Genomic DNA, 26,214 nt, shown 5'->3' with positions numbered 1-26,214 from the left:
TGGTATATTGTTTAAAAGAACGGTACTGGTCAGACCAGTGGAAAAAGAGATGTTTGTCATGGATAAAAAGTCTTGAGGGAGTGGAAAAGGTGTCGTTAAGAGAAGAAGCTTTGCATATGCACAGGGAAAACAAAGGGAAACTTGAATCGAAATCAAAAGTATCAGTTCAAAATGCGAAAGACTTGAGTTTGGCATACTCCCCAGGTGTTGCGGAGCCTTGTAAGGAAATTTACGAAAAGCCTGAGACAGTATACGAATATACGATGAAGGGTAATATGGTTGCAGTTGTAACCAATGGAACAGCTGTATTAGGTTTAGGAAATATTGGACCAGAAGCAGCGTTACCGGTTATGGAAGGGAAAGCCGTATTATTTAAAAGTTTTGCAGGGGTAGATGCCTTTCCGATTTGCTTGAACACGACGGATGTAGAAAAAGTAGTCGAAACGGTTAAACTGTTAGAGCCGACTTTTGGTGGTGTGAATCTTGAAGACATCGCCGCTCCCCATTGTTTTGAGATTGAAGAAAGATTGAAAAAAGAAACAAATATTCCGATTTTCCATGATGACCAACATGGGACAGCAATTGTTACAGCTGCTGGCTTAGTAAATGCATTGAAATTGGTGAAGAAAAAGATTTCGGAAATTAAAGTAGTTGCTAATGGTGCAGGTGCGGCTGGTATTGCGATTATTAAATTACTTCACGGGTATGGAGTTCGTAACATAATTATGTGTGACACAAAAGGTGCAATTTACGAAGGTCGTCCTGTAGGCATGAATTCTGTAAAAAATGAAGTGGCTAAGTTTACAAACAGTCAAAATCAAACGGGTAGCTTATCAGATGTTATTAAAGATGCAGATGTGTTTATTGGCGTTTCAGCAGAAGGTGCTTTAACAAGCGAAATGGTAAAATCAATGAATGAGAACCCAATTATTTTTGCTATGGCCAATCCCAACCCTGAGATTCTACCGAGCCTTGCAAAAGAAGCTGGCGCAAAGGTAGTTGGCACAGGAAGATCTGATTTTCCAAATCAGGTAAATAATGTTCTTGCATTCCCTGGCATATTCAGAGGTGCTCTTGATGTAAGAGCAACACATATTAACGAAGAAATGAAGATTGCTGCAGTGAGGGCTATTGCTGATTTAATTTCAGAGGAAGACCTTCATGAGGATTATGTCATTCCTGGACCATTCGATCCACGAGTAGCACCAGCTGTAGCTGCAGCGGTGGCAAAGGCTGCAATGGAAACAGGTGTTGCCCGTATAAAAGTAGATCCTGAAGAAGTAAAAGAAAAAACGAGAAAACTTTCTAGTATTGGGTAAGGCGAGTGAATTTGATAAAGTGACTACAACACAAACCAATTCAAAGGTATATCTTGAGATCGTGAAACAACTTAAACATATCATCGAAGATAATGGTTTAACCCCTGGTGATCGATTACCTTCTGAACGTGAACTTTCCGAGCGTCTTCATGTAGGACGCTCTTCTGTTCGTGAAGCGTTAAGAGCGTTAGAATTATTGGGGCTTATTGAAACAAGAAGAGGCGAAGGGACCTATATTCGTGATTTTAAGGATCATCAGTTAATTCCGTTGTTAAGTACCTTTATTTTACAAGGTGATAAATCCAAACGAGATGTAATTGAAACGAAAACACTCATTGAAAAAGATTGTTTATCTCTTGTTTTAAATCGCCAGCTAAAAGAGGATCATTTGAATAGACTTCTAGATGAGGTGGACGATGATACTCCTCTTGATGACTTTCTTGTCAAAATCATCCAGCTAGCCGATAATTATTTAATCTTAAGGATCTGGTTGATTTTAAAAGACTTCAGTGACTCATTTGCTCTTCATGATGATAAACTGCAAAAATCCGATTATATTCAATTTATCCAAGTCTTAACCTCAAAGGATCAAGAGAAAGTATTGAAAGTATATGAAAAATTAAAGGGAATGTCGAATAATCGCTGACAAATTACAGCAAAGATTTTACATCAATTCCTTTATAGTTTTATACTAAGGTTAGTTTTTTAAACTGAGAAAAGAGACTAGCTCCTATAATTAGCCCATAGATGGCTGGTAAAGGGCTACTTCTTTTTGTTTAGACGAGCTTCCTTTAGAGGCTGAAATTTAAATAATAAGGGAGGTTCAACCTTGCTTAAAGATATTTTTACAAAGCAAAAGAAGAAATACGCGACTATTCCTTCTGAGAAATCTAAACAGGATGTTCCTGAAGGGATTATGTTGAAATGTCCAAACTGTAAAAAAATCATGTATACAAAAGAACTAAATAAAAACTTAAAAGTGTGTTTGCACTGTCAGTATCATTATCCGATGACGGCTTGGGAAAGAATTCACTCATTTATCGATGAGGAAACCTTCGAGGAAATCAATGCAGGAATGGTATCAGGCAATCCATTAAATTTCCCAGGGTACGAAGAAAAGCTAGAAAAGGACCAAAAGAAAACAGGACTCAATGAGGCCATTGTAACGGGGATTGGAAACGTAAATGGAATGAAAGTCGTTGTGGCTGTCATGGATTCTCATTTTCGCATGGCGAGTATGGGGTCTGTTGTTGGTGAGAAAATTACTTTAGCCGTTGAAAAAGCGGACGAACTATCTGTACCGTTTATTATTTTTACCGCATCTGGCGGAGCAAGAATGCAAGAAGGAATCTTGAGTTTAATGCAAATGGCAAAAACAAGTGTTGCTCTGAAACGATTTAGTGATCATGGCGGCTTGTTTATCTCTTTTATGACACATCCTACAACAGGCGGTGTTTCAGCAAGCTTTGCTTCCCTAGGTGATTATAATTTCGCAGAACCAGGGGCATTAATCGGGTTTGCTGGAAAGAGAGTGATCGAGCAGACCATTCGTGAAGAGCTACCAGAAGACTTCCAGACTGCTGAATTTCAATTGAAACATGGTCAATTGGATGCAGTGATTCCAAGATTAGAATTAAAAGATCAAATGACCACGATATTGGATATTCACCAACAGAAGGAGGTGCCAGAGTGGTAGGAGAATTAGAATTTGAAAAGCCAATTATGGAGCTAAGGCAAAAAATTACCGATCTTAAGGAATTTACACAGAAATCCGATGTTGATTTAACTTCTGAAATCACACGGCTTGAAGAACGACTTGTAAGATTGGAAAAGGAAATTTATGAGAATATAAAACCGTGGGATCGTGTGCAGATCGCTCGTCATCCGAATCGCCCGACAACCCTAGATTATGTTTCCCTTATCTTTACTGATTTCTTTGAATGCCATGGGGATCGTTTATTTGGTGATGATGAAGCCATTGTTGGGGGAATTGCTAAATTCCATGGATTACCGGTAACGGTGATTGGGCAACAACGGGGTAAGGATACAAAAGAAAATATTCGTCGTAATTTTGGGATGCCCCATCCTGAAGGTTATCGTAAAGCCCTTCGTTTAATGAAACAGGCGGATAAATTTAAGCGTCCAATCATTTGTTTTATTGATACAAAAGGAGCATATCCTGGAAAAGCTGCTGAAGAGCGTGGCCAAAGTGAAGCGATTGCTCGTAACTTATTTGAAATGGGCGGTTTAACGGTTCCTGTCATTTGTGTGGTGATTGGTGAAGGAGGAAGCGGTGGAGCACTCGCTTTAGGTGTTGGTAATCATTTATTGATGCTAGAGAACTCAACTTATTCGGTTATTTCACCAGAGGGTGCAGCATCCATTTTATGGAAGGACTCATCTCTTGCTAAGCAAGCGGCAGAAACAATGAAAATTACAGCTCCTGACTTAAAAAAACTAGGCGTTGTCGATGAGGTTATTCCAGAAGTCAAAGGTGGAGCCCATAAAGATGTTAAATCCCAAGCGGCTACTATTGAAAATATGCTAAAGGGATCTTTAAAGGAATTATTAAAGATGGATTCTGAGCAATTAGTGGACCATCGTTATAATAAATTTAAACAAATTGGTGAAATATCATTATTAAAAGATATTATCGGGGTAAATTAAAAACGTACTGTTTAAAGTACGTTTTTTCTCTATTTTAGGAAACCTATTCTACCTATTTTCTCTTCGTAGTTATTTAGTTATTTCACCAAGTTCTTCAGTTTGAATTAGCGTAGGAAAACGATTGCATTTTAATGACAATTGCGTCTATTAGCGTCAAATGATAGAACCTGTTGAGATAAAAAATTCTTCATGATATTTTATAGATATTACTATATTTTTTGTGTTTTAGTACATAATGTTTGGCAAAATATTAATGGAGGAAATGCGATGAAAAAAATAGGAGTTTTAACTAGTGGTGGCGATGCCCCTGGAATGAATGCTGTGGTAAGGGCAGTTGTTCGTAAAGCAATCTATCATGATGTAGAGGTATATGGAATTTATGGGGGATATGCTGGTCTAGTTAGTGGGAATATTCAACAACTTAATTTAGGGTCTGTGGGCGATATTATTCATCGTGGCGGTACGATGCTGCTTTCAGCACGACTTCCGGAATTTAAAGAGGAAGAAGTTCAGTTACAAGCGGTTGAACAATTAAAAAAAGCAGGTATTGAAGGTTTAGTGGTTATCGGTGGAGATGGTTCTTACCGTGGAGCAAAAGCGTTAACCGCACATGGTATTCCTTGTATCGGCGTACCTGGAACCATTGATAATGATATTAGTGGAACTCAATTCACCATTGGTTTTGATACAGCTTTAAATACCGTGATTGATGCCATCGATAAAATCAGAGACACGGCTACATCTCATGAAAGAACTTTTATTATTGAGGTAATGGGTAGAGATGCTGGGGATCTCGCTTTATGGGCAGGACTTGCTGGAGGAGCCGAAACCATTATCATCCCAGAAGAAAATTATGACATCCATGAGATTTGCGACCGTTTAAAGAAAGGTCAAGAACGAGGTAAAAAACACAGTATTATTATTGTGGCAGAAGGTGTTGCAAGCGGTACTGAAATTGGTAAACAAATTAAAGAAATCGGTGGAATGGATACCCGGGTTTCCATTCTAGGTCATATCCAACGTGGTGGATCTCCATCGGCATATGACCGTGTACTAGCAAGCCGTCTAGGTGCTCGTGCCGTTGAATTGTTATTGGAAAATAGAGGTGGCAGAGCGGTAGGGATTCTTAACAATGTAGTGGTTGATAGTGATATTACAAAGGTATTAGCTGAATCACATATCATCGATTTAGATCTCTTACGATTATCAAAACAACTCTCTATTTAAATGGACAACAGGAGGAAAAGGAATGCGTAAAACGAAGATAGTTTGTACAATCGGACCTGCAAGTGAAAGTGTAGAAAAATTGGTTGCCCTAATGGAAGCCGGAATGAATGTGGCTCGTCTAAACTTTTCACATGGAGATCATGAGGAACATGGTCAAAGAATTAAAAATATCCGTGAAGCAGCGAAAAGAACGGGTAAAAATATTGCGATTCTTCTAGACACAAAAGGACCTGAGATTCGTACAAATAATATGTTGAATGGTTCCATTGAATTAACAGCAGGAGATTCTACAATCATCTCAATGTCTGAAGTAGAAGGAACACCAGAAATGTTTTCAGTTACATATGAAGGGTTAATTGATGACATAACAATCGGTTCAAGAATTCTTTTAGATGACGGTCTCATCGGTCTTGAAGTTGAAAAAATCGATAAAGAGAAAGGTCATATCCATGTTAGAATTTTAAACAGTGGAACATTAAAAAATAAAAAAGGTGTTAACGTACCTGGTGTATCAGTAAAATTACCTGGGATTACAGAAAAGGATGCAAATGATATTCTATTTGGGATCGAACAAAAAGTAGATTTTATCGCTGCTTCATTTGTCCGCAGAGCTTCTGATGTACTTGAAATCAGACGTTTACTAGAAGAAAATAATGCAGAGTATATTAATATTATTCCTAAGATCGAAAACCAAGAAGGGGTAGACAATATTGATGAAATCCTTGAAGTATCTGAAGGATTAATGGTTGCACGTGGGGATCTAGGTGTTGAAATCCCTGCTGAAGAAGTACCTCTTGTACAAAAGAACTTAATTAAAAAATGTAATAAATTTGGTAAACCAGTTATTACAGCAACACAAATGCTTGATTCCATGCAGCGTAATCCTCGCCCTACTCGTGCAGAGGCAAGTGACGTAGCGAATGCGATTTTTGATGGAACAGACGCGATTATGCTTTCTGGAGAAACTGCTGCAGGAAGTTATCCAGTCGAAGCTGTTCAAACGATGCATAACATCGCTTCTCGTGCAGAATCCGCATTGGATCATAAAAAATTATTATCTTCTCATAGTAAAGATAATGAATGCACAATTACGGATGCAATTGGTCAATCGGTTGCTCATACTGCATTAAACTTAGATGCAAAGTCGATTATCACTGCAACAGAGAGCGGATTTACGGCTCGAATGATTTCTAAATACCGTCCAAAGTCACCGATTGTTGCCGTAACTGCGAATGATCATGTATTAAGAAGATTAGCTTTAGTATGGGGAGTCTATGCGATATTAGGACAAAAATCGGGCACTACAGATGAAATGCTTGATAATGCAGTAGATGAAAGTTTAAATAGCGGTTATGTGAACTATGGAGATTTAGTCGTGATTTCGGCTGGAGTCCCTGTTAGTGAATCAGGAACTACTAATTTAATGAAAATTCACGTTGTAGGAGATATTTTAGCAAAAGCTCAAGGAATTGGACGTAAATCTGCTTACGGAAAAGTAGTCATTGCTAAGAATGCAGAAGAAGCTCTTGCAAAGGTGACGGAAGGTTCTATCCTTGTTACAAAGGGAACACATAAGGATATGGTTCCGGCTATTGAAAAATGTGCAGCGATTATCACTGAAGAAGGCGGACTTACATGTCATGCTGCTGTCGTTGGATTGAATTTAGGAATCCCAGTATTAGTTGGGGTTGAAGATGCCGTAAACATCTTAAAAGACGGTCAAGAGATTACAGTAGATGCTCAAAGAGGAGTTATCTATAATGGTCATGCAAGTGTGATCTAAACCTGTATATGCTATAATCTAAAGGAGGCATTCTAGCCTCCTTTTATTTTTTGGGCTGTGTTAATGGGAAATGTTGATGGAAAGCACGAAGACTCCTGTGGCTACCAAATAAAGCCATAAAGCGAGTGCCTAAAACAGAGATCAACAACTAAGCGAAGCCTATTTTTCAAAATGGAGTGGTCTTATGAGAATCGCCATTTTATTATTTATTTTAATCCCTGCGTTGGAAATAACGGTGCTCCTATTGTCAGGAAAAACAATTGGAATCTGGCCTACTTTTTTATTAATTGTTTTGACAGGAGTGTTTGGTGCGTATTTAGCTAAAAAACAAGGGTTAAATACGATGAGAAACCTTCAAAGACAATTTCAAAATGGAATCTTTCCAAATGAAGAGATTGTAAATGGTGTCTGTATATTAATCGGTGGGATTATGCTACTGTCACCAGGTTTCATTACAGATTTAATAGGGTTAATTCTTTTAATTCCGTTTACACGAACCATTGTCAAACCATTTTTAATGAAAATGCTGCAAAAATGGGTAAATAGAAGATCCATAACGATTATTAGATAGGAGGGCTGTCCTTTGTGGACAGCCCTCCTATTATGCTTGAATATCCTCGCCCTTAATAAAAATCCACAAATCGCGAAATACATTGGCTTTATGTAAAGTGGTAAGGATAACAAGGATGACAGGACCAATAATCAATCCTAAGAACCCAATGAGTTTAAAGCCTACAAATAGGGAAATTAGAGTCGCAAGCGGGTCCATACCGATATTAGAGGATAGAATCTTTGGTTCCATCACTTGGCGTTGAACCAGAACAACAAGATATAAAACCCCAAGTCCAATCGCCATCATCGTATCCCCTGTAATGAATTCATAAATAATCCAAGGAACAAAGATTAATCCCGTCCCCAAATAAGGAAGAACATCGACTAAACCCGTAATGAGAGCAATGGTGATGGCGTAGTCTACGCGCAAGATGATTAACCCAATTAAAATAATGACCGTAGTAATTGAAATAAGTGTTAATTGCGCTTTTAAAAATCCGAATAGCGCTTTTTTTAGGTCAACAAAGACGGTTCTCCCACTTTTTTTCATTTGTTTGGGTACAAACTTTTTCCCTAATTGCGATAATCGGTCCCAATCCTTACTTATAAAAAAAGTAGCAAGTAACGAAAAAACTAACACTGTTGCTGCATTTGGAAACCATGAAAGCATGGTCGGAATCCATTCAAAAAACTTCTGAATGAAGCTTCCAATTGAACTTCCAATCGTGCCACCGACATTTTGAATGTTATTAACAAGGGTTTCCTGACTGCCGCTCCCTAAGTCATTTACTAAGCTTGCTAACTGATTATATAGGGGGAGAATCTGTGAAACAAATAAAAATTCTAAATGAGAGATAAGTGTTTCTAATTGATGAGGAACGACTTTTGCCAAATACTCTGCACCAGAAACGATCTCGGCGATTAATAAAGTAATCAAACCAGCAAAAAGAGCAAACACAATAATTAAAACGAGGATAACCGATAAGGCTCGCGGTATACGGCATGTTCTTTGGAAAAAATTCACAAGCGGATTAATAAAAAAAGCAATTGCCAATCCAATAATAAATGGATAGGTCACCTTCGTTAGGTAAAAAATACATATGATAGAAACGATTGTTATTCCAAGGATGAATAAGAATCTAAACATCCGATTGATATAAAGACGGTTCAAATGAAGTCACCTCTCTTTTCTTAATATAAATTTACTACTTTGACCATAATGCAAGTTACCCATATTGTAAATAAAGTTATCAGAAACTTATAAGTTTTATTCAAAACACTTTTATGAACATAAAAAGGTATGATAAAATAATAAAGACGTATGAAGGGAGGCACATTTGTGTTCTCACAAGCTACACTATTTTTGTTATTATTATTAGGAATTGGTTTGATTGCCAAAAACCAATCGCTCATTATTGCTGTTGCTATATTAATACTTATAAAATTATTTAATGTTGATTCGAAAGTTTTTTCAGTATTACAGTCCAAAGGTATTAATTGGGGAGTGACTGTCATCACCATTGCTGTCTTGGCTCCAATTGCAAGTGGAGATATCGGCTTTAAAGATTTGCTAGGAGCTTTTAAATCTTCTTTTGCTTGGATTGCCTTAATATCTGGAATAGCTGTTGCATTATTAGCAAAAGGTGGAGTGATCTTACTCGCAAAGGATCCACATATTACGACAGCCCTTGTTCTGGGAACGATTATTTCGGTGGCACTTTTTAAAGGCGTAGCGGTTGGTCCATTAATTGGCGCCGGAATCGCGTATTTAGCCATGAAAATCGTTCAATTAATATAAGATTTTATCATTTTTTATGACGAATTTAAATTTTAAAATTGTGTAAAGTCAGATAATTGTATATAATAAAAAATGTATATTCAACTTGTTTACCTTTTTTGAAAGCAGTTTCTTTATTGCGTTATATTGAACATCCGCTCAATATCCTATAGAAGAGCGGTGTTCAACAATCATCATCAACGAATAATAAGACTAATAGAATGCTTTCTGGTAATTATTTCTGATAATTCTTATTTAACTGAATAAAATGATAATGTAATTCGTGTAGGGGATTCTGTTTAAACGCTGTGCTTTTTAGGATCATGTTGATTTCAGACTATTGTTGATTGTAGTGGAAGGTGCGGTAGGCTCAAGCGTTTCCCGCTGTAAGCGAAGTGCTGAAAACGGATATCAACAACCGAGTTTCACAGAGTCTATTTAAGAGGAATTTTATTTAAAAGGAGAGGATTTATATGACAGTTACACGTGGCCTTGAAGGTGTTGTTGCGGCTACATCCTCAGTTAGTTCGATCATTAATGATACATTAACATATGTAGGCTATAATATTGACGATTTAACAGAGAATGCTAGTTTTGAAGAGGTAATCTATTTATTATGGCATCGAAAATTACCTACAAATGAACAATTAATCGAACTCAAACAACAACTTGCCAAAAGTGCTGAACTTCCTCAAGGTGTTCTTGATGGATTTAAGTCATATCCTATAGACCAAGTGCACCCGATGGCAGCCCTTAGAACTGCCGTTTCTCAATTAGCACTCTTTGATCCTGAAGCAGATCAAATGGACCCAGAGGCCAATTATCGAAAAGCGATTCGCTTACAAGCTAAAATGCCAACCATCGTTGCAGCATTTGCCCGTATCCGTAAAGGATTAGAGCCGGTTGAACCAAGAGAGGATTTAAGCTTTGCAGCTAATTTCTTATATATGTTGTCAGGGGAAAAGCCTGCTCCAATTGCTGAAGAAGCGATGAATAAGGCTTTAATTTTACATGCTGATCATGAGTTGAATGCTTCTACTTTTACAGCTAGGGTATGTGTAGCGACGTTATCCGATGTTTATTCTGGTATTACAGCTGCGATTGGTGCTTTAAAAGGTCCTTTACACGGCGGTGCAAACGAAGCGGTTATGAAAATGCTTACAGAAATAGGAACGCCTGATAATGTAGAATCATATATTCGTGAAAAACTAATCAGGAAAGAGAAAATTATGGGCTTTGGACATCGTGTATATAAATATGGAGATCCCCGTGCAAAACATTTGAGGCTAATGTCTCAAAAGTTGACTACTCTTACAGGTCAGCCTGAGTATTATGATATGTCAGTTAAAATTGAAAATATTGTAACTTCTGAAAAGAAATTGCCGCCAAATGTGGACTTTTACTCAGCATCTGTATATCATAGTTTAGGGATTGACCATGATTTATTTACACCAATCTTTGCTGTTAGTCGTGTTTCTGGCTGGTTGGCTCATATTTTAGAACAATATGAAAATAACCGATTAATACGTCCAAGAGCTGAGTACGTTGGACCTGGAATGCAAGAATACGTTCCTATTGAAAAACGGATCTAATTTTTTTTAAGATTAAGTAATCCTATGATTTACAATGATTACTTCTAATTTTATGGTTAAATTAGAGGCTGTATAGTTTCCACATCATATGCAGTCTCTAATTACTACATATTTTTTAGACAGACTTGGAGGAGAGATAAGACATGACTGGAGAAAAAATTACAGTAACTAACGGAGTATTAAATGTACCAAACAACCCAATCGTTCCATTTATCGAAGGGGATGGAACTGGTCCTGATATTTGGGCATCAGCTTCACGTGTATTAGATGCAGCAGTTGAAAAAGCATATAACGGTGAGCGCAAGATTCAATGGAAAGAAGTTTTAGCGGGGGAAAAAGCATTTAACCAAACAGGTGAATGGCTGCCTAAAGAAACATTGGATGTAATCAATGAGTATTTAATCGCGATTAAAGGTCCTTTAACAACACCAGTTGGCGGGGGAATTCGTTCTCTAAACGTTGCTCTTCGTCAAGAATTGGATCTATATGTATGTTTACGTCCAGTTCGTTGGTTTGAAGGAGTTCCTTCACCAGTAAAACGTCCTCAAGATACAAACATGGCTATTTTCCGTGAAAATACAGAAGATATCTATGCTGGTATTGAATACGAAATGGGTTCAGATGAAGCCAAAAAATTAATCAGCATTCTTCAGAATGAGTTCGGTGTAAATAAAATTCGTTTCCCTGAAACTTCAGGTATCGGTATTAAACCTGTATCTCAAGAAGGGACAAGCCGTTTAGTTCGTGCAGCGATTGATTATGCGATTAAAGAAGGCAGAAAATCTGTAACATTGGTTCATAAAGGTAATATTATGAAGTTTACAGAAGGTGGATTTAAAAAGTGGGGTTATGAAGTTGCAGAAAAAGAATACGCAGATAAAGTATTCACTTGGAACCAATATGACCGCATTAAAGAAGAGCAAGGTGTAGAAGCTGCAAACAAAGCACAAGCTGAAGCAGAAGCAGCAGGGAAAATTATTGTAAAAGATTCGATTGCGGATATCTTCCTACAACAAATTTTAACTCGCCCAAGTGAGTTTGAAGTGGTTGCAACAATGAACTTAAACGGTGACTATATCTCTGATGCACTTGCAGCACAGGTAGGCGGTATCGGAATAGCGCCAGGAGCAAACATTAACTATGTAACTGGACATGCTATTTTCGAAGCTACACATGGTACAGCACCTAAGTACGCTGGATTAGATAAGGTTAACCCATCTTCTGTTATCCTTTCAGGTGTGTTACTGTTACAACACCTTGGCTGGAATGAAGCGGCTGACTTAATCACAAAATCAATGGAAAAAACCATTGCTTCAAAAGTTGTAACTTATGACTTTGCCCGTCTAATGGAAGGTGCAACAGAAGTAAAATGCTCTGAATTTGGTACTGAATTAATTAAGAACATGTAATGATATTGTAGTATTTAAAAAGGATGGTCTAATATTGTCATTAGACCATTCTTATTATCGTAAAAAGACTTAATATTCAAATTGTTATTAAAATAATTTGAATTCGAACATCAATGAGTTTTTTTGTCAAAGGGACAAGGGGTTGCTTGAACGCATATTTTAAAAATAGGGGAGAGATGAACATGGCCATCAAACGTAAAAAGATTTCCATTATCGGTAGCGGATTTACAGGAGCAACAACTGCTCTTTTTATCGCACAAAAGGAATTAGGGGACGTTGTATTAGTAGATATTCCACAAATGGAAAACCCTACAAAAGGGAAAGCACTAGATATGTTAGAGGCAAGTCCTGTACAAGGGTTTGACGCCAATATCATTGGAACTTCAAACTACGAGGATACGCAAGACTCTGATATTGTCATCATTACAGCAGGAATTGCCCGTAAGCCTGGTATGAGCCGTGATGATTTGGTTCAAACCAACCAAAGTATTATGAAATCTGTTACAAAAGAAATCGTCAAATATTCTCCGAATAGCTATATCATAGTATTAACGAATCCGGTTGATGCCATGACGTATACTGTATTTAAAGAATCTGGATTTCCAAAGAATCGTGTAATTGGACAATCAGGAGTTTTGGATACAGCTCGCTTCCGTACATTTATCGCACAAGAATTAAATTTATCTGTTAAGGACATTACAGGCTTCGTTTTAGGTGGTCATGGAGATGACATGGTTCCACTTGTACGCTATTCCTATGCAGGAGGAATTCCATTGGAGACATTAATTCCTGAGGAACGACTAGAAGCAATTGTAGAACGTACACGTAAAGGCGGAGGAGAAATCGTTAATCTTCTTGGAAACGGCAGTGCCTATTATGCGCCTGCAGCTGCTTTAACGGAAATGGTTGAGGCGATTGTGAAAGATCAACGACGTGTATTGCCAACAATCGCTTATCTTGAAGGGGAATATGGGTATCAAGGGATTTATCTAGGAGTTCCAACAATTATTGGTGGAAATGGAATCGAAAAAGTCATTCAACTTCAGTTAACAGACGATGAAAAGGCAGCATTAGACCGTTCAGCTAATGCCGTGAAAAATGTCATGTCTGTGTTAGCATAACAAAAAATTCGAGGAGAACTTCCTCGGATTTTTTGTTTTCTACAAAGTTTTATGAATAAATTGTGAATTTTTGTCGTGTACAACCTTTAAAAATATGTGTATAGTATAAAATAAGGGACTTTGGATGTTTCGTACGGGGTGAATATTATCTTTTTCAAATGGAGGCTAATATGAGTAAAAAAGTACTTGTTGTTGATGATGAAAAATCAATTGTAACATTACTTCAGTATAATTTAAAACAGGCTGGATATGAGGTATTAACCGAAATGGATGGAGAAGATGGGAAAAATACAGCCCTAAGAGAGAACCCAGATTTGATTATTCTTGATTTAATGCTGCCTACCATGGATGGTTTAGAAGTTTGCAAACAACTGCGACAGCAGAAAAACTTCACTCCTATTTTAATGTTGACGGCGAAAGATGATGAGTTTGATAAGGTGCTTGGACTTGAGCTGGGTGCTGATGATTATATGACCAAGCCTTTCAGCCCTCGGGAAGTAGTTGCACGGGTAAAGGCGATTTTAAGAAGGTCTCAAATACAAGATGAGGCAACCGATCAAACAGGGCAAAATGATTCGGAAGTCTTGAAGATAAGCTCTTTAACGATATATCCAGATCAATATGAAGCTTACTATGATGAATCCATACTTGAATTAACTCCAAAGGAGTTTGAATTATTGTTGTACCTTGCCAAAAACAAAGGCAGAGTATTAACACGGGATCAATTATTAAGTGCTGTCTGGAATTATGATTTTGCTGGAGATACAAGAATTGTTGATGTTCATATTAGTCATTTACGTGAGAAGATTGAACAAAATACAAAGAAGCCAGTTTATATTAAAACGATTAGAGGATTGGGGTATAAGCTCGAGGAGCCTAAGTTCGAATGATTAAGTTTCGTTCGAAAATTCTTTTTACACTCCTCGCATTACTCATCGTTGTTCTGGTTGGAATAGGACTTGTATTAGGTCAACTCTTTAAAACGTATTATCTAAAGAATTTTGACGAACATCTACTGAAAGAAACCAGTTTAGTATCTGATTATATTGAAGGATCCGGTGGAATCGATTCAATTAATAAAACTAAAATTCAAGATTTCAGCAAGACATTAGATGCTAGAATTACCCTTTTTGATAGTGACGGAAATAAGATTTTTGAAACTGGCGAGATTATTGAAGAAGATCCAGAACAATATAAAAAAGTGTTAATGGATATGATGGGGCACAAACCTTCACGAGTACCCGATTTCAGATGGATCACTGAAGTGAATGTTCAATATTTCTGGGAACCGATTGAATGGAACGGTTCGGAACAAGGTTTTGTTTTGCTTAGTTCGAAGATGGACGAGCTTAGGCAAGCGAACTCGCAAATTTGGTGGCTGTTAGGGATCAGTTTTAGTTTTGCCTTTATTGTAATTTTAATACTCGGTCGCAATATTATGAATCGTTATACAAAGCCAATCGAAAGAGCAACCAATTTTGCTTTTGAATTAGCAAAGGGCAATTACCAAGCCCGGACGTTTGAGGATCAGAATGGTGAAATAGGGATGCTGAATTCCTCACTCAATATTCTTGCGCGGAATTTGCAGGATATGATGAAAGCCCATGAGATGCAAAAAGACCGCTTAAGTACCTTGATTGAAAACATGGGGAGTGGCCTTATCTTAATTGATAGTCATGGGTATATTAATTTGATTAATCGTACCTACAAAGAAATATTTAATGTAAAGTCATCAGAATACTTATACAAGCTCTATCATGAGGTTATTAAGCATAAAGAAATTATTAAAATCATCGAAGATATTTTTATGACTGAACAAAAAATTCGCAAACAGCTTGTCATTCCATTTAAAATTGAACGGAGACACTTTGAAGTCTATGGGGTGCCGATTATTGGGACCAATGATGTCTGGAAAGGGATTCTTCTCGTTTTTCACGATATCACAGAGCTAAAAAAGTTAGAACAAACGCGTAAAGACTTTGTTGCAAATGTATCTCACGAATTAAGAACACCTGTTACTTCGATTAAAGGTTTTGCTGAAACTTTACTAGATGGTGCGATGAAAGATCAGGAAACATTGGAATACTTTTTATCTATAATTTTAAAAGAGAGTGATCGATTACAGTCACTTATTTATGATTTACTAGAACTTTCGAAGATTGAAAAAGAAGGCTTTAGTTTATCGATTGCGACGATCGATTTGATGCAAATCCTTCAAGAATCGATTAGTATTGTTGAAGGAAAAGCAGCTGAAAAAGATATTTCAATTCTATTTGAAAAACCTAACGATGATTTAATGATTGAAGGGGACAACTATCGTCTTAAGCAAGTCTTTATCAATATTATATCGAATGCTGTTTCATACACACCTAATGGTGGAAATGTTTCGATTGAGATAGAAGATACACCTAAAAAGGTAACCATTCATGTGGTGGATACGGGAATGGGAATTGAGAAGGAAGAAATTCCGCGTATTTTCGAACGTTTTTACCGTGTAAATAAGGCGAGGGATCGTAATACGGGTGGAACTGGACTTGGACTGGCAATTGTCAAGCACTTGTTAGAAGCCCATAAAGGGAAAGTAACTGTTAAAAGTAAAGTTGGGAAGGGAACTACTTTTAGTATTGAGCTTTCTAAAAAGTTTCCGATTTAAAGTAAATGTCTGATGAAGAGGGTTTTACATTAGATTAACATTTGGTTTATAGTGGATTAACATTCTATTGTTACAATCAATAGTGAAATACCCCTTCATCCAAGGAGCCAAATAAAAAGACGGATTGCCTCACGGCTTTCCGTCTTTTTATTTGGCTTGATTTAATTCGGAGAGACTTTTTGAAGTTTTTTTTAGTGTCAGGCTCTAATGTCTTTCCGTGTCGAAATTTTCCTTTCACACTTTAATCATGATAAACTTAGGAAAGGAAAAAATGATAAAGAAAAGTTATTGGAAGTTAGATGGATGTCTAGACCTGAGTCCCCGAATAGTCGCCTAACACTTCTTACAATCCGTCAAGAAGATTAAAATACAATCTTCATGCCGGCTCGTCTTGAGCTTGGCCGTACCGGCATAAGTGCAACTACTCGTCTGTCTTCGCCTAAAGGCTTGACAGTCGGAGAGTTTTCTTTATCGGGGGTGGGCAAGGCGCTTCCGCTTTTCTTATGAATGGGGTGTTATGTTTGACGAAAAAGTTAGTTCTTATTGATGGAAATAGTATTGCCTATCGAGCTTTCTTTGCTTTACCACTGTTAAATAATGATAAAGGAATACATACGAATGCCGTCTACGGTTTTACCATGATGTTAATGAAAATTCTTGAAGATGAAAAACCAAGCCATATTTTAGTGGCATTTGATGCGGGCAAAACGACTTTTCGCCACAAAACGTTTAGCGAATATAAAGGTGGGAGACAAAAGACACCTCCAGAATTATCTGAGCAATTTCCTTATATTCGCGAATTGTTAAAGGCTTTTCAAATTTCGTCCTATGAGCTTGAAAATTATGAAGCAGACGATATTATCGGAACCCTTTCTTTAAAGGCTGAACAAGACGGCTTTGAAATCAAGGTGATTTCAGGTGATAAAGATTTAACCCAACTTAGTTCTCCTAAAACGACAGTAGGGATCACTCGAAAAGGGATAACCGATATTGAGGAATATACGCCTGAACATATTCAAGAAAAGTATGGATTAAATGTAGATCAGATCATTGATATGAAAGGTCTGATGGGGGATAACTCTGATAATATCCCGGGTGTTCCAGGGGTTGGTGAAAAAACAGCCATAAAGCTACTAAAGCAATTCCCAACTGTTGAAGAATTATTATCGTCCATTGATCAAGTCAGCGGTGCGAAATTAAAGGAAAAACTAGAAACGTATAAAGATCAGGCGATTATGAGCAAACAACTAGCAACCATTATGCGTGATGCACCAGTAGAAGTTCAATTAGATGGGATCGAATATCCTGGTTATGCTCCCGATAAAGTAATTGATCTCTTTAAGGATTTAGGATTTCAATCATTATTGGAAAAAGTCGGTGGAGATGTCCAAACGAATGACGAACCGGAAGTTTTTGATGACATTGAATTTAAAATCGTCGAAGAAGTTGAGGAGTCGATTTTTTCAAACAAAAATGCTTTCTATGTAGAAGTGCTAGATGCAAACTATCATTATAGTGATATTATTGGTTTTTCTATTGTAAACAATAAAGGTCACTTTTATATCCCAACCGATACGGCACTTAAATCTTCTATTTTTAAAGCATGGGCTGAGGATGAAAGCAAGAAAAAGACCGTTTATGATGCGAAGCGCACAGAGGTTTCATTAAGACATCATGGTATTCACTTAAATGGGGTTGTCTTTGATTTATTAATTGCTTCCTATTTAGCTAATCCGTCGGAAACGATTGATGATATTGCCTCTATTGCTAAAAGATATGATTTTTCTTCCATACAATCAGATGATGCCTTTTATGGAAAAGGAGCAAAAAGAAAGATTCCTGATGGGAAGGAGCTTGCTGAGCATCTTGTACGGAAGGCACTCGTACTGGAAGATTTAGAGGACAAGCTAGAGTCTGAGCTTGAAGAAAACCAACAACTGGAGTTATACCATGATCTTGAAATGCCACTTTCCTTCATCCTAGCTGATATGGAATCCCAAGGGGTAAAAGTAGATAAAGATCGTTTACTTGCGATGGGAGATGAATTAAAGGGGCGCTTAGCGAATCTTGAAGAAAAGATTTATGAGTTGGCTGGTGAAACGTTTAATATTAATTCACCAAAGCAGCTGGGCGTTATTCTATTTGATAAATTGGGATTGCCTGCTATTAAGAAAACAAAGACCGGTTATTCGACTTCTGCTGATGTTTTAGAAAAACTTGAAAGCAGTCATGAAATCATTGAACATATTCTTTTGTATCGCCAATTAGGTAAATTACAATCAACCTATATTGAAGGGTTAATCAAATTTATTCATCCGAAAACAAGCAAGGTTCATACAATATTTAATCAAGCTTTAACCCAAACAGGTAGATTAAGTTCGATTGATCCAAATCTGCAAAATATCCCGATTCGTTTGGAAGAAGGAAGAAAAATTCGCCAAGCTTTTGTTCCTTCCCAAGAAGGCTGGTTGATTTTTGCAGCGGATTACTCTCAAATTGAATTGCGCGTACTAGCCCATATTTCTAGTGACGAGAAGCTGATCGAAGCCTTTAATGAAGGAATGGATATTCATACGAAAACAGCAATGGACGTCTTTCATGTGACAAGAGAGGAAGTAACATCGAATATGCGCCGACATGCCAAGGCTGTTAACTTCGGTATTGTCTATGGAATTAGTGATTATGGACTGAGTCAAAGTTTAAAGATATCCCGAAAAGAAGCGAGTCAGTTTATTGAACGGTATTTGGAGAGTTACCCAGGGGTTAAAGATTATATGGATGACATTGTTAAAGACGCTAAATTAAAGGGGTTTGTTTCCACTTTAATGCACCGACGCAGATATCTTCCGGAGATCACAAGTCGCAACTTTAACTTACGGAGCTTTGCGGAACGAACAGCGATGAACACCCCAATTCAAGGCAGTGCAGCAGATATCATAAAAAAAGCGATGATTGATATGGCAGCACGCCTGAAGAAAGAAGGGTTACAAGCGAAGTTATTATTGCAGGTTCATGACGAATTAATCTTTGAAGCACCGCCGGAAGAGATTGAGGTTTTAAAGGAAATCGTTCCAGATGTAATGGAACATGCTGCTGACCTAAAGGTACCACTGAAGGTGGATTATTCGTATGGACCGACTTGGTTTGATGCGAAATAGAAAGAGTTGAAAGAAGGGTTAACGCTTGCCTGAACTACCAGAGGTTGAAACGATTAGAAGAACGTTAAAGACATTAGTTTTAAATAAAAAGATTAGATCCGTTTCTGTATTCTGGCCTAAAATGATCAAAAAGCCAGCAGAAATTGAACAATTTAAAGATGCATTAAAGGGCGAGAGTATTATAGACATTGAGCGAAGAGGTAAATTTCTTCTTTTTTATACAGAAGTTTATGCCCTTATCTCCCATTTACGAATGGAGGGACGTTATGCTCTTTATCAAGCGGACGAGCCAGTTGAAAAACACACTCATGTGATTTTTCATTTTACAGATGGAACTGAATTAAGATATCGAGATGTTCGTAAATTTGGGACGATGCATCTTTTTAAAAAAGGAGAAGAGTTTTCCACTCTTCCCCTTTCACACCTAGGGCCTGAACCATTAGGAAATCAATTTGATGTAGACGAGTTTGCGTCAAAGCTTTCCAAAACAACAAGAAATATTAAATCAACCCTATTAGATCAAACGGTTGTCGTAGGTTTAGGGAATATTTATGTGGATGAAGCTCTCTTCAAAGCTCGGATTCATCCAGAAAGGCCTGCTCATTCGCTTGCACCTGAAGAAATCCATGTTTTGTATGAGAAAATCATTGAAACGCTAACAGAAGCAGTAAAGATGGGTGGGAGTACCGTAAGGACCTATGTGAATTCCCAGGGCGACATGGGGATGTTTCAGCTTGAACACAATGTATATGGCCGAAAGGGTGAAGATTGTAAGGTTTGTGGTACCCCGCTTGTCAAAACAGTTGTTGGTGGGCGCGGTACCATGTACTGTCCCGACTGTCAAAAAATTTAAAGAAAATCAGTTAACATTGGATGTGCCTTCCTCATAAACTATCGTAGTTGTGATGAGGAAGGAGTTGCAGATCTTATGGGTCAATTATTCTCACTTCTTTTATTGGCATTCGCTGTAAGCTTAGATAGCTTTAGTGTAGGATTTACTTATGGACTGAGGAAGATGCGAATTCCTTTAAAGTCCATTCTCATCATTGTATGTTGTTCAGCAGCGACTTTATTGGCAGCCATGTTAATGGGGCATTTATTCCAACAATTTATGTCCCCTGTATTTGCGGAAAAAATTGGCGGCATCATCCTGATTGCACTTGGTTGCTGGGTGATTTATCAATTTTTCCATTCTGATAAAGAAAAAGAGGATCTGCCACATGAAAAGGTCATCTTAAATTTTGAAATTAAGTCGCTTGGAATTGTGATTAATATTTTGAAAAAGCCCATGGTGGCAGACTTTGACCGGTCAGGAACGATTACTGGAGTGGAAGCCTTTATGTTAGGACTTGCACTTTCTCTTGATTCCTTTGGGGCTGGGATTGGGGCGTCCATGCTTGGCTTTTCTCCATTGTACTTAGCTTTAGCTGTTTCTTTATTGAGTTCAGGACTTGTCTTGCTAGGAATGAAATTAGGAACGGTATTATCAAAGAATTCTTGGCTTCAAAAACTTTCCTTTTTGCCAGGAATTGTACTTATTGTCATTGGGATTTGGAAATTTTAATATCATTGTGCTGAAGTTACCAATTTCTATAGTGGTTAGATGAATACTTGGTTTAACCCCCAGCAGAATGAAGTTAAAACCTCCGGCGGATGCCGCAGATTTTTATAAAAAAGAAATACCTGAGTAAGCTTGAAAAATCTGGGTGCAAATACGCCAAGGCACATTTGATATTGTAAGGAAGGAAAATAATCATGGCAACGATCGTAGGACTAACCGGTGGGATTGCGAGTGGAAAAAGCACGATATCCAATATGCTTAAAAATCGTGGAATCACGGTCATTGATGCCGATATTGAAGCAAGATTGGCTGTGGAACCAGGGCAGGAGGCCTACAACCAAATTGTCGAACATTTTGGAAGAGAAATCCTGCTTCGTGATGGCTCCATTGACCGGGCAAAACTAGGAGAAATTGTTTTTAATCATGAAAATGAGCGACACGTTCTAAATGGAATCGTTCATCCCGCTGTTAGGAAACAAATGAATGACAAAAAAGAGGAAGCCATCAAGCGTGGAGATTCCATTGCTGTTCTCGATATTCCGCTTTTGTTTGAAAGTCATTTAACAGAATTAGTAAAAACAATTATTTTAGTATATGTGGATGCAGAAGTTCAATTAGAAAGATTAATGACAAGAAATCATTACTCAGAGCAAGAGGCGTTAGCGAGAATTCGATCACAAATGCCTCTAATGGAAAAAAAGAAGCTTTCTGACTTTATTATAGATAATAATGGCACGATTGAAGAGTCGGAAGAGCAATTAAATCATATTTTAATAAAATTAGGACTTTAAAGAGGTGTTTAAAAACATCTCTTTTTTTTGTATATTCCTATAGCAACATTAATAAGTATTTAAAAAGTGATAAATATTGAAAAAAATTTAAAAATTTATGTATTTGCTATCTTACATTATTGGATAAATGTGTTATACTATTGCCATATGAATTAACTCATCAGTATAACATTATTTTGGGGAGGGGCCGGATTAATGAAGGCGAAAATTGCAATTAATGGTTTTGGAAGAATTGGGCGGATGGTATTTCGAAAAGCAATTCTTGATGATAGTCTTGATATAGTAGCGGTTAATGCAAGTTATCCAACGGAAACACTTGCACATCTGATTAAATATGATACGATTCACGGTAAATTTGATGGTGAAGTGCGAGCAGAAGAAGATGCGATGATCGTGAATGGAAAAAGGGTACAATTACTAAGCAATCGCAATCCTGAAGAATTACCTTGGAAAGAACTTGGCATTGATATTGTGATTGAAGCAACTGGTAAATTTAATTCCCGTGAGAAGGCTGCCCTGCACCTTAATGCAGGTGCTAAGAAAGTCATTTTAACGGCTCCTGGGAAAAATGAAGATGTGACGATTGTTATGGGGGTAAATGAAAGTGCTTTAAATGTGGAACAACACAATGTGATTTCAAATGCATCTTGTACAACGAATTGTCTAGCGCCAGTAGCAAAAGTATTAGAAGAAAAGTTTGGAATTGAGAATGGTCTTATGACGACTGTGCATGCGTATACTAATGACCAAAAAAATATCGATAATCCACATAAAGATTTAAGAAGAGCTCGTGCATGTGGTCAATCCATTATCCCAACTTCTACAGGTGCAGCAAAAGCATTATCTCTCGTTTTACCGCAATTAAAAGGAAAACTACATGGGATGTCATTGCGTGTCCCAACACCAAACGTATCTTTAGTTGATTTAGTTGTGGATTTAAAGCGTGATGTAACGATTGACGAAGTGAATGAAGCCTTTGCTCAAGCTGCGGAAGGTGAACTTAAAGGATACTTAGATATTACAGACGAGCCATTAGTTTCCATTGATTTTACAACAAATGAGCATTCTGCAATTATTGATGGATTATCGACAATGGTAATCGGCTCAAATAAAGTGAAAGTACTAGCTTGGTATGATAATGAGTGGGGCTATTCTTGCCGAGTGGTTGATTTAACAAAATATGTAGTTCAAGAAATGAAAAAATCAATGGTGAACGCATAATTGTTATCTATTAATCTATGATTAACAGGTTACCAGCTTCTGGTAGCCTTTTTGTTGCGAAATGAACCGAACTGCTTATTCTATACAGGGAATTCTAAGATAAAATATTTCAATAATAACTTGTATCGATTGAGTCTTTCTAATAAGATAGAAGATAGGAAATAAAAGTCGGAGCTGATTGTATGAAATGCCCTTCATGTCAAGATAATAATTCTCGTGTCATTGATTCCCGTCAAGTTGACGAAGGTCGTTCGATTCGTCGTAGAAGAGAATGCGAGGAATGCGGATATCGGTTTACGACCTTTGAAAAGGTGGAAGAATCTCCTTTAGTTGTTGTAAAGAAGGAAGGAACAAGAGAAGAGTTTAGTCGTGAAAAATTATTGCGCGGGATCCTTAGGGCTTGCGAAAAAAGGCCAGTAGCCTTAAAAGAATTAGAGGATATTACAGCAAGTATCGAAAAGGAAATGCGAAGTCAAGGTATTTCCGAAATTAAAAGTGAAGACATTGGTGAAATGGTCATGGACAGACTTGCCAAACTAGATGAAGTCGCCTATGTTCGTTTCGCATCTGTCTATCGACAATTTAAGGATATTAATGTATTTATCGATGAATTGAAAGAGTTAATAAAAAAAGAACAAGGATAAGAGCTAGGGAGCATTTCTTTGGCTCTTTTTTCAACGGGTTTAACCGGTACAATCGTTGATTTGCTTTTCGAATTTAGATAAGGTTTAACGACAGTACCTAGCGTCTAGTGGACTTCCCATTCTTTTGCAAATATTGCTCAACATCGATTCACGCTACGTGTTCATCGTGGTTTCTTTATTTCAAGGGGTGAACTCGATGTCTGTGCATTCTGGGCAAATCGGTCCCTACTCAGCTTTAGCAAGGCGCTTTAGTATAGAAAGGAATGAAATTTTCATGGCTCAACATTGGCAAGAGTTATTACCAATTGATCATTACGTCGTCACTGCCAATGGTCTTTTACATGATTATGATCGAAAAATCCTTACATTTTTGTATCAACCTCTCATTGGTGCAGGGTGTTTGAGTTTATATATGACCCTTTGGGCAGAGTTAGAAGAAAATCGACTCTGGTCCCATTCTCATTCGCACCATAGTTTAATGAATTTCATGGATGTGAATTTAAAGGAAATCTATGAAAAACGGTTAAAGCTTGAAGCAATTGGTCTTCTTAAGACGTTTGTCAAACAAGAGGAGGAGGGGCATCGGCTTTTTATCTATGAAATGCAGCCACCGCTGTCAGCACAGCAGTTTTTATCAGATGGCATGTTAAATATTTATTTATATCGAAAAATTGGTCGAGCCCAATTTGCAAGAGTCAAGCGGTTTTTCAGTGATAAATCACTAGACACAACGGAATTCGAAGATGTTACACGTGCCTTTCAAGATGTCTTTTCATCTGGACACACGAATCTTTTGGCGTACGATGAGGAAACGAAGCAAGAACTTGAAGTAGCAGATGGGGAGCAATTTATCGGTCGAAACGAAGGAACCCCCGTTAAAGTCAAAGATGATTTTAATTTTGACTTACTCTTTGCAGGATTACATGAAAGTTTAATTTCAAAAGAAGCCTTTACGAAAAAAGTCTTGGAGGCAATCAGCAGCTTATCCTTTTTGTATGGAATAGATGCTATGCAAATGAAGAACATTGTCATAAGCGCTATACAAGAGGATAATAAAATTGATATTGAAGAGTTAAGAAAATCTGCTCGTGATTGGTATCAATTAGAGCATTATGATAACTTACCTGCACTTATCGAAAATACCCAACCTGTCATCTATCAAACGATCAATAAAGAACCCCAAACACAGGAAGAAAAGCTGATTCATTATTTTGAAACGACGTCACCATTGCAATATTTAAAAGACATTGGTGGCGGTGCAGAGCCATCGAAAGCAGATGTTAAGATTATTGAAGATGTTATGTTTGGGCAGAAATTAAATCCAGGGGTTTTGAATGTGTTGATTGATAATGTCATGCGCAAGACGGATATGAAGCTAACAAAAAGTTATGTCGAGAAGATCGCAAGTCATTGGGCAAGAAAGAATATTAAAACTGTTAAAGAGGCTATGGACCTTGCGAAAAAGGAGCATCGCCAATATTTGGAATGGGCGGAAGGAAAGAAAAATCCAAAACAAGGTAACTCTACTAAAAAACCGATTAGAACGGAAATATTGCCGGATTGGTTTGATGATGACGGCAAGCGAACTGATAAGAAAGAACCAGCAAAAGCAGATGGAGATTTGGAACGCAAAAAACAGGAATTAGAAGAAATGATGAAAAAGCTGCGTTCATAGGAGGTGGAGGTCTAGATGGAAAGGATTAACGAAACATTAAAACGGTTTGCAGGAAATGAAGGTTTTCAAAAACGGTATCAAGAAATGAGAGAAGCGATCTTAAATCATCCAGAAATTCAAGCTTTTCTAATGGAACATCAAGAGGATTTAAGTTCGGATGTCATCGAAAAAAATCTTTCTAAGCTCTATGAATTTACAAATCAAAGTAAGGAATGTGATAAATGTTCCTCTTTAGATGGGTGTATCAATATGATGCAGGGGTATCATCCACAACTTGTTTTTTCAAGGGGCTCAATCGAAGTTCACTATGACAAATGTCCACGTAAAGTCATGGATGATGAAAAACGCAAGAATGAAAAGCTAATTCAGAGTCTTTATGTGCCAAAGGATATTTTAAGAGCCTCTTTTGCTACTATGGACCAAGATGGCGAACGAATGGATGCGATTCAAAAAGCGGTTGAATTTGTCTTAAAGTATCGAGAAGGACAGCTAACGAAAGGATTATATTTCTATGGTCAATTTGGTGTGGGGAAATCCTACATACTTGGGGCCATTGCAAATGAGTTAGCAAAGAATAAGATTTCATCGATGATTGTTTATGTGCCTGAATTGTTTCGCGAATTAAAAGGTTCGATTGGGGATTCAACCTTAAATGAAAAATTGGATGCGATTAAGAAAGAGCCAATCTTGATGCTGGATGATATCGGTGCAGAATCAATGTCTAGTTGGGTGCGGGATGAAATCTTAGGGCCGATTTTGCAATATCGGATGCTCGATAATTTGCCAACCTTCTTTACATCCAATATGGACTTTGCGATGCTTGAACATCATCTAACCTATAGTCAACGTGGTGAAGAGGAAAAAATCAAAGCACGACGAATCATGGAGCGAATTAAATATTTGGCAGAACCTGTTAAGGTAACAGGAATAAATCGCAGAAATTAACTGGCTGACTCATTTTCAGCCAGTTTTTTTCTTGTTAGCTAGCTTAGAGTATGGCAACCATTTTTCCATAGAAAAAAACCTTTTTTTAGGACTTACTTCTAATTTGGTCAAGTCCCCCA

General features: G+C 37.4%; 22 protein-coding genes. 21 read left to right on the top strand and 1 reads right to left on the bottom strand.

What is annotated here, in order from left to right:
* Positions 1–89: 89 nt before the first annotated feature.
* The 7 genes from Q5760_RS20005 to Q5760_RS19975 all read left to right on the top strand — a co-directional run bounded on the left by Q5760_RS20005 (position 90) and on the right by Q5760_RS19975 (position 7,567).
* Complete coding sequence (locus Q5760_RS20005) at positions 90–1,319, top strand: NAD(P)-dependent malic enzyme (protein WP_428909365.1); 1,230 nt, start codon at positions 90–92, stop codon at positions 1,317–1,319.
* 79 nt (positions 1,320–1,398) lie between these two features.
* Positions 1,399–1,965 (top strand): FadR/GntR family transcriptional regulator, encoded by a 567-nt coding sequence (locus tag Q5760_RS20000; RefSeq protein ID WP_428912643.1) that lies wholly within the window; start codon positions 1,399–1,401, stop codon positions 1,963–1,965.
* A 183-nt stretch (positions 1,966–2,148) separates the two neighbouring features.
* Entirely contained in the window at positions 2,149–3,015 is an 867-nt protein-coding gene (gene accD, locus Q5760_RS19995) for an acetyl-CoA carboxylase, carboxyltransferase subunit beta (RefSeq protein ID WP_428909364.1), read from the top strand.
* Positions 3,009–3,986 carry an acetyl-CoA carboxylase carboxyl transferase subunit alpha gene (gene accA / locus Q5760_RS19990; RefSeq protein WP_428909363.1) on the top strand — a complete coding sequence of 326 codons (978 nt, stop codon included), beginning with the start codon at positions 3,009–3,011 and terminating at the stop codon, positions 3,984–3,986. Before accD ends, accA begins: the two co-directional genes overlap by 7 nt.
* A gap of 267 nt (positions 3,987–4,253) precedes the next feature.
* The gene (pfkA, locus tag Q5760_RS19985) at positions 4,254–5,213 is read left to right on the top strand and encodes a 6-phosphofructokinase (protein ID WP_428909362.1); all 960 of its coding nucleotides are present in this window, start codon (positions 4,254–4,256) and stop codon (positions 5,211–5,213) included.
* A 22-nt stretch (positions 5,214–5,235) separates the two neighbouring features.
* Positions 5,236–6,996, top strand: a complete 1,761-nt coding sequence (pyk, locus tag Q5760_RS19980) for a pyruvate kinase (protein ID WP_428909361.1) — start codon at positions 5,236–5,238, stop codon at positions 6,994–6,996.
* 184 nt (positions 6,997–7,180) lie between these two features.
* Positions 7,181–7,567, top strand: coding sequence for an FxsA family protein (locus Q5760_RS19975; RefSeq protein WP_428909360.1), 387 nt, complete (start codon positions 7,181–7,183; stop codon positions 7,565–7,567).
* A gap of 30 nt (positions 7,568–7,597) precedes the next feature.
* On the opposite strand, the gene ytvI is transcribed toward Q5760_RS19975, so the two are convergent.
* Positions 7,598–8,719, bottom strand: coding sequence for a sporulation integral membrane protein YtvI (gene ytvI / locus Q5760_RS19970; protein ID WP_428909359.1), 1,122 nt, complete (start codon positions 8,717–8,719; stop codon positions 7,598–7,600).
* A 168-nt stretch (positions 8,720–8,887) separates the two neighbouring features.
* Between ytvI and Q5760_RS19965 the strand changes: the two genes are divergently transcribed.
* The 14 genes from Q5760_RS19965 (at position 8,888) to dnaI (ending at position 26,095) form a co-directional block, all read left to right on the top strand.
* On the top strand, positions 8,888–9,346 hold the full coding sequence (locus tag Q5760_RS19965; RefSeq protein ID WP_428909358.1) for a DUF441 domain-containing protein: 459 nt from the start codon (positions 8,888–8,890) through the stop codon (positions 9,344–9,346).
* 452 nt (positions 9,347–9,798) lie between these two features.
* Positions 9,799–10,917: a citrate synthase gene (gene citZ, locus Q5760_RS19960; protein ID WP_428909357.1), complete on the top strand. Its 1,119-nt coding sequence runs from the start codon at positions 9,799–9,801 to the stop codon at positions 10,915–10,917.
* A gap of 143 nt (positions 10,918–11,060) precedes the next feature.
* Entirely contained in the window at positions 11,061–12,326 is a 1,266-nt protein-coding gene (gene icd, locus Q5760_RS19955) for an NADP-dependent isocitrate dehydrogenase (RefSeq protein WP_428909356.1), read from the top strand.
* A 182-nt stretch (positions 12,327–12,508) separates the two neighbouring features.
* On the top strand, positions 12,509–13,447 hold the full coding sequence (gene mdh, locus Q5760_RS19950) for a malate dehydrogenase (protein ID WP_428909355.1): 939 nt from the start codon (positions 12,509–12,511) through the stop codon (positions 13,445–13,447).
* A gap of 170 nt (positions 13,448–13,617) precedes the next feature.
* Entirely contained in the window at positions 13,618–14,337 is a 720-nt protein-coding gene (locus Q5760_RS19945) for a winged helix-turn-helix domain-containing protein (protein ID WP_428909354.1), read from the top strand.
* Positions 14,334–16,100, top strand: coding sequence for a two-component system histidine kinase PnpS (pnpS, locus tag Q5760_RS19940; RefSeq protein ID WP_428909353.1), 1,767 nt, complete (start codon positions 14,334–14,336; stop codon positions 16,098–16,100). The genes Q5760_RS19945 and pnpS overlap by 4 nt, the downstream gene beginning before the upstream one ends.
* A gap of 521 nt (positions 16,101–16,621) precedes the next feature.
* Positions 16,622–19,258 (top strand): DNA polymerase I, encoded by a 2,637-nt coding sequence (polA, locus tag Q5760_RS19935; RefSeq protein WP_428909352.1) that lies wholly within the window; start codon positions 16,622–16,624, stop codon positions 19,256–19,258.
* Positions 19,259–19,283: 25 nt separating this feature from the next.
* Positions 19,284–20,111, top strand: a complete 828-nt coding sequence (mutM, locus tag Q5760_RS19930) for a DNA-formamidopyrimidine glycosylase (RefSeq protein WP_428909351.1) — start codon at positions 19,284–19,286, stop codon at positions 20,109–20,111.
* Positions 20,112–20,186: 75 nt separating this feature from the next.
* Entirely contained in the window at positions 20,187–20,822 is a 636-nt protein-coding gene (gene ytaF, locus Q5760_RS19925) for a sporulation membrane protein YtaF (RefSeq protein ID WP_428909350.1), read from the top strand.
* Positions 20,823–21,013: 191 nt separating this feature from the next.
* Complete coding sequence (coaE, locus tag Q5760_RS19920; RefSeq protein WP_428909349.1) at positions 21,014–21,610, top strand: dephospho-CoA kinase; 597 nt, start codon at positions 21,014–21,016, stop codon at positions 21,608–21,610.
* A gap of 195 nt (positions 21,611–21,805) precedes the next feature.
* Entirely contained in the window at positions 21,806–22,831 is a 1,026-nt protein-coding gene (locus Q5760_RS19915; protein WP_428909348.1) for a glyceraldehyde-3-phosphate dehydrogenase, read from the top strand.
* A 182-nt stretch (positions 22,832–23,013) separates the two neighbouring features.
* Positions 23,014–23,475: a transcriptional regulator NrdR gene (gene nrdR, locus Q5760_RS19910; protein WP_428909347.1), complete on the top strand. Its 462-nt coding sequence runs from the start codon at positions 23,014–23,016 to the stop codon at positions 23,473–23,475.
* A 274-nt stretch (positions 23,476–23,749) separates the two neighbouring features.
* Positions 23,750–25,150: a replication initiation and membrane attachment family protein gene (locus tag Q5760_RS19905; RefSeq protein WP_428912642.1), complete on the top strand. Its 1,401-nt coding sequence runs from the start codon at positions 23,750–23,752 to the stop codon at positions 25,148–25,150.
* Positions 25,151–25,165: 15 nt separating this feature from the next.
* Positions 25,166–26,095: a primosomal protein DnaI gene (dnaI, locus tag Q5760_RS19900; protein WP_428909346.1), complete on the top strand. Its 930-nt coding sequence runs from the start codon at positions 25,166–25,168 to the stop codon at positions 26,093–26,095.
* Positions 26,096–26,214: the final 119 nt, after the last annotated feature.

This window comes from Niallia sp. Kr1, assembly GCF_050389805.1.
Lineage (GTDB): Bacteria > Bacillota > Bacilli > Bacillales > Cytobacillaceae > Bacillus_BD.
This window is presented reverse-complemented; position numbering and strand designations above follow the sequence as displayed.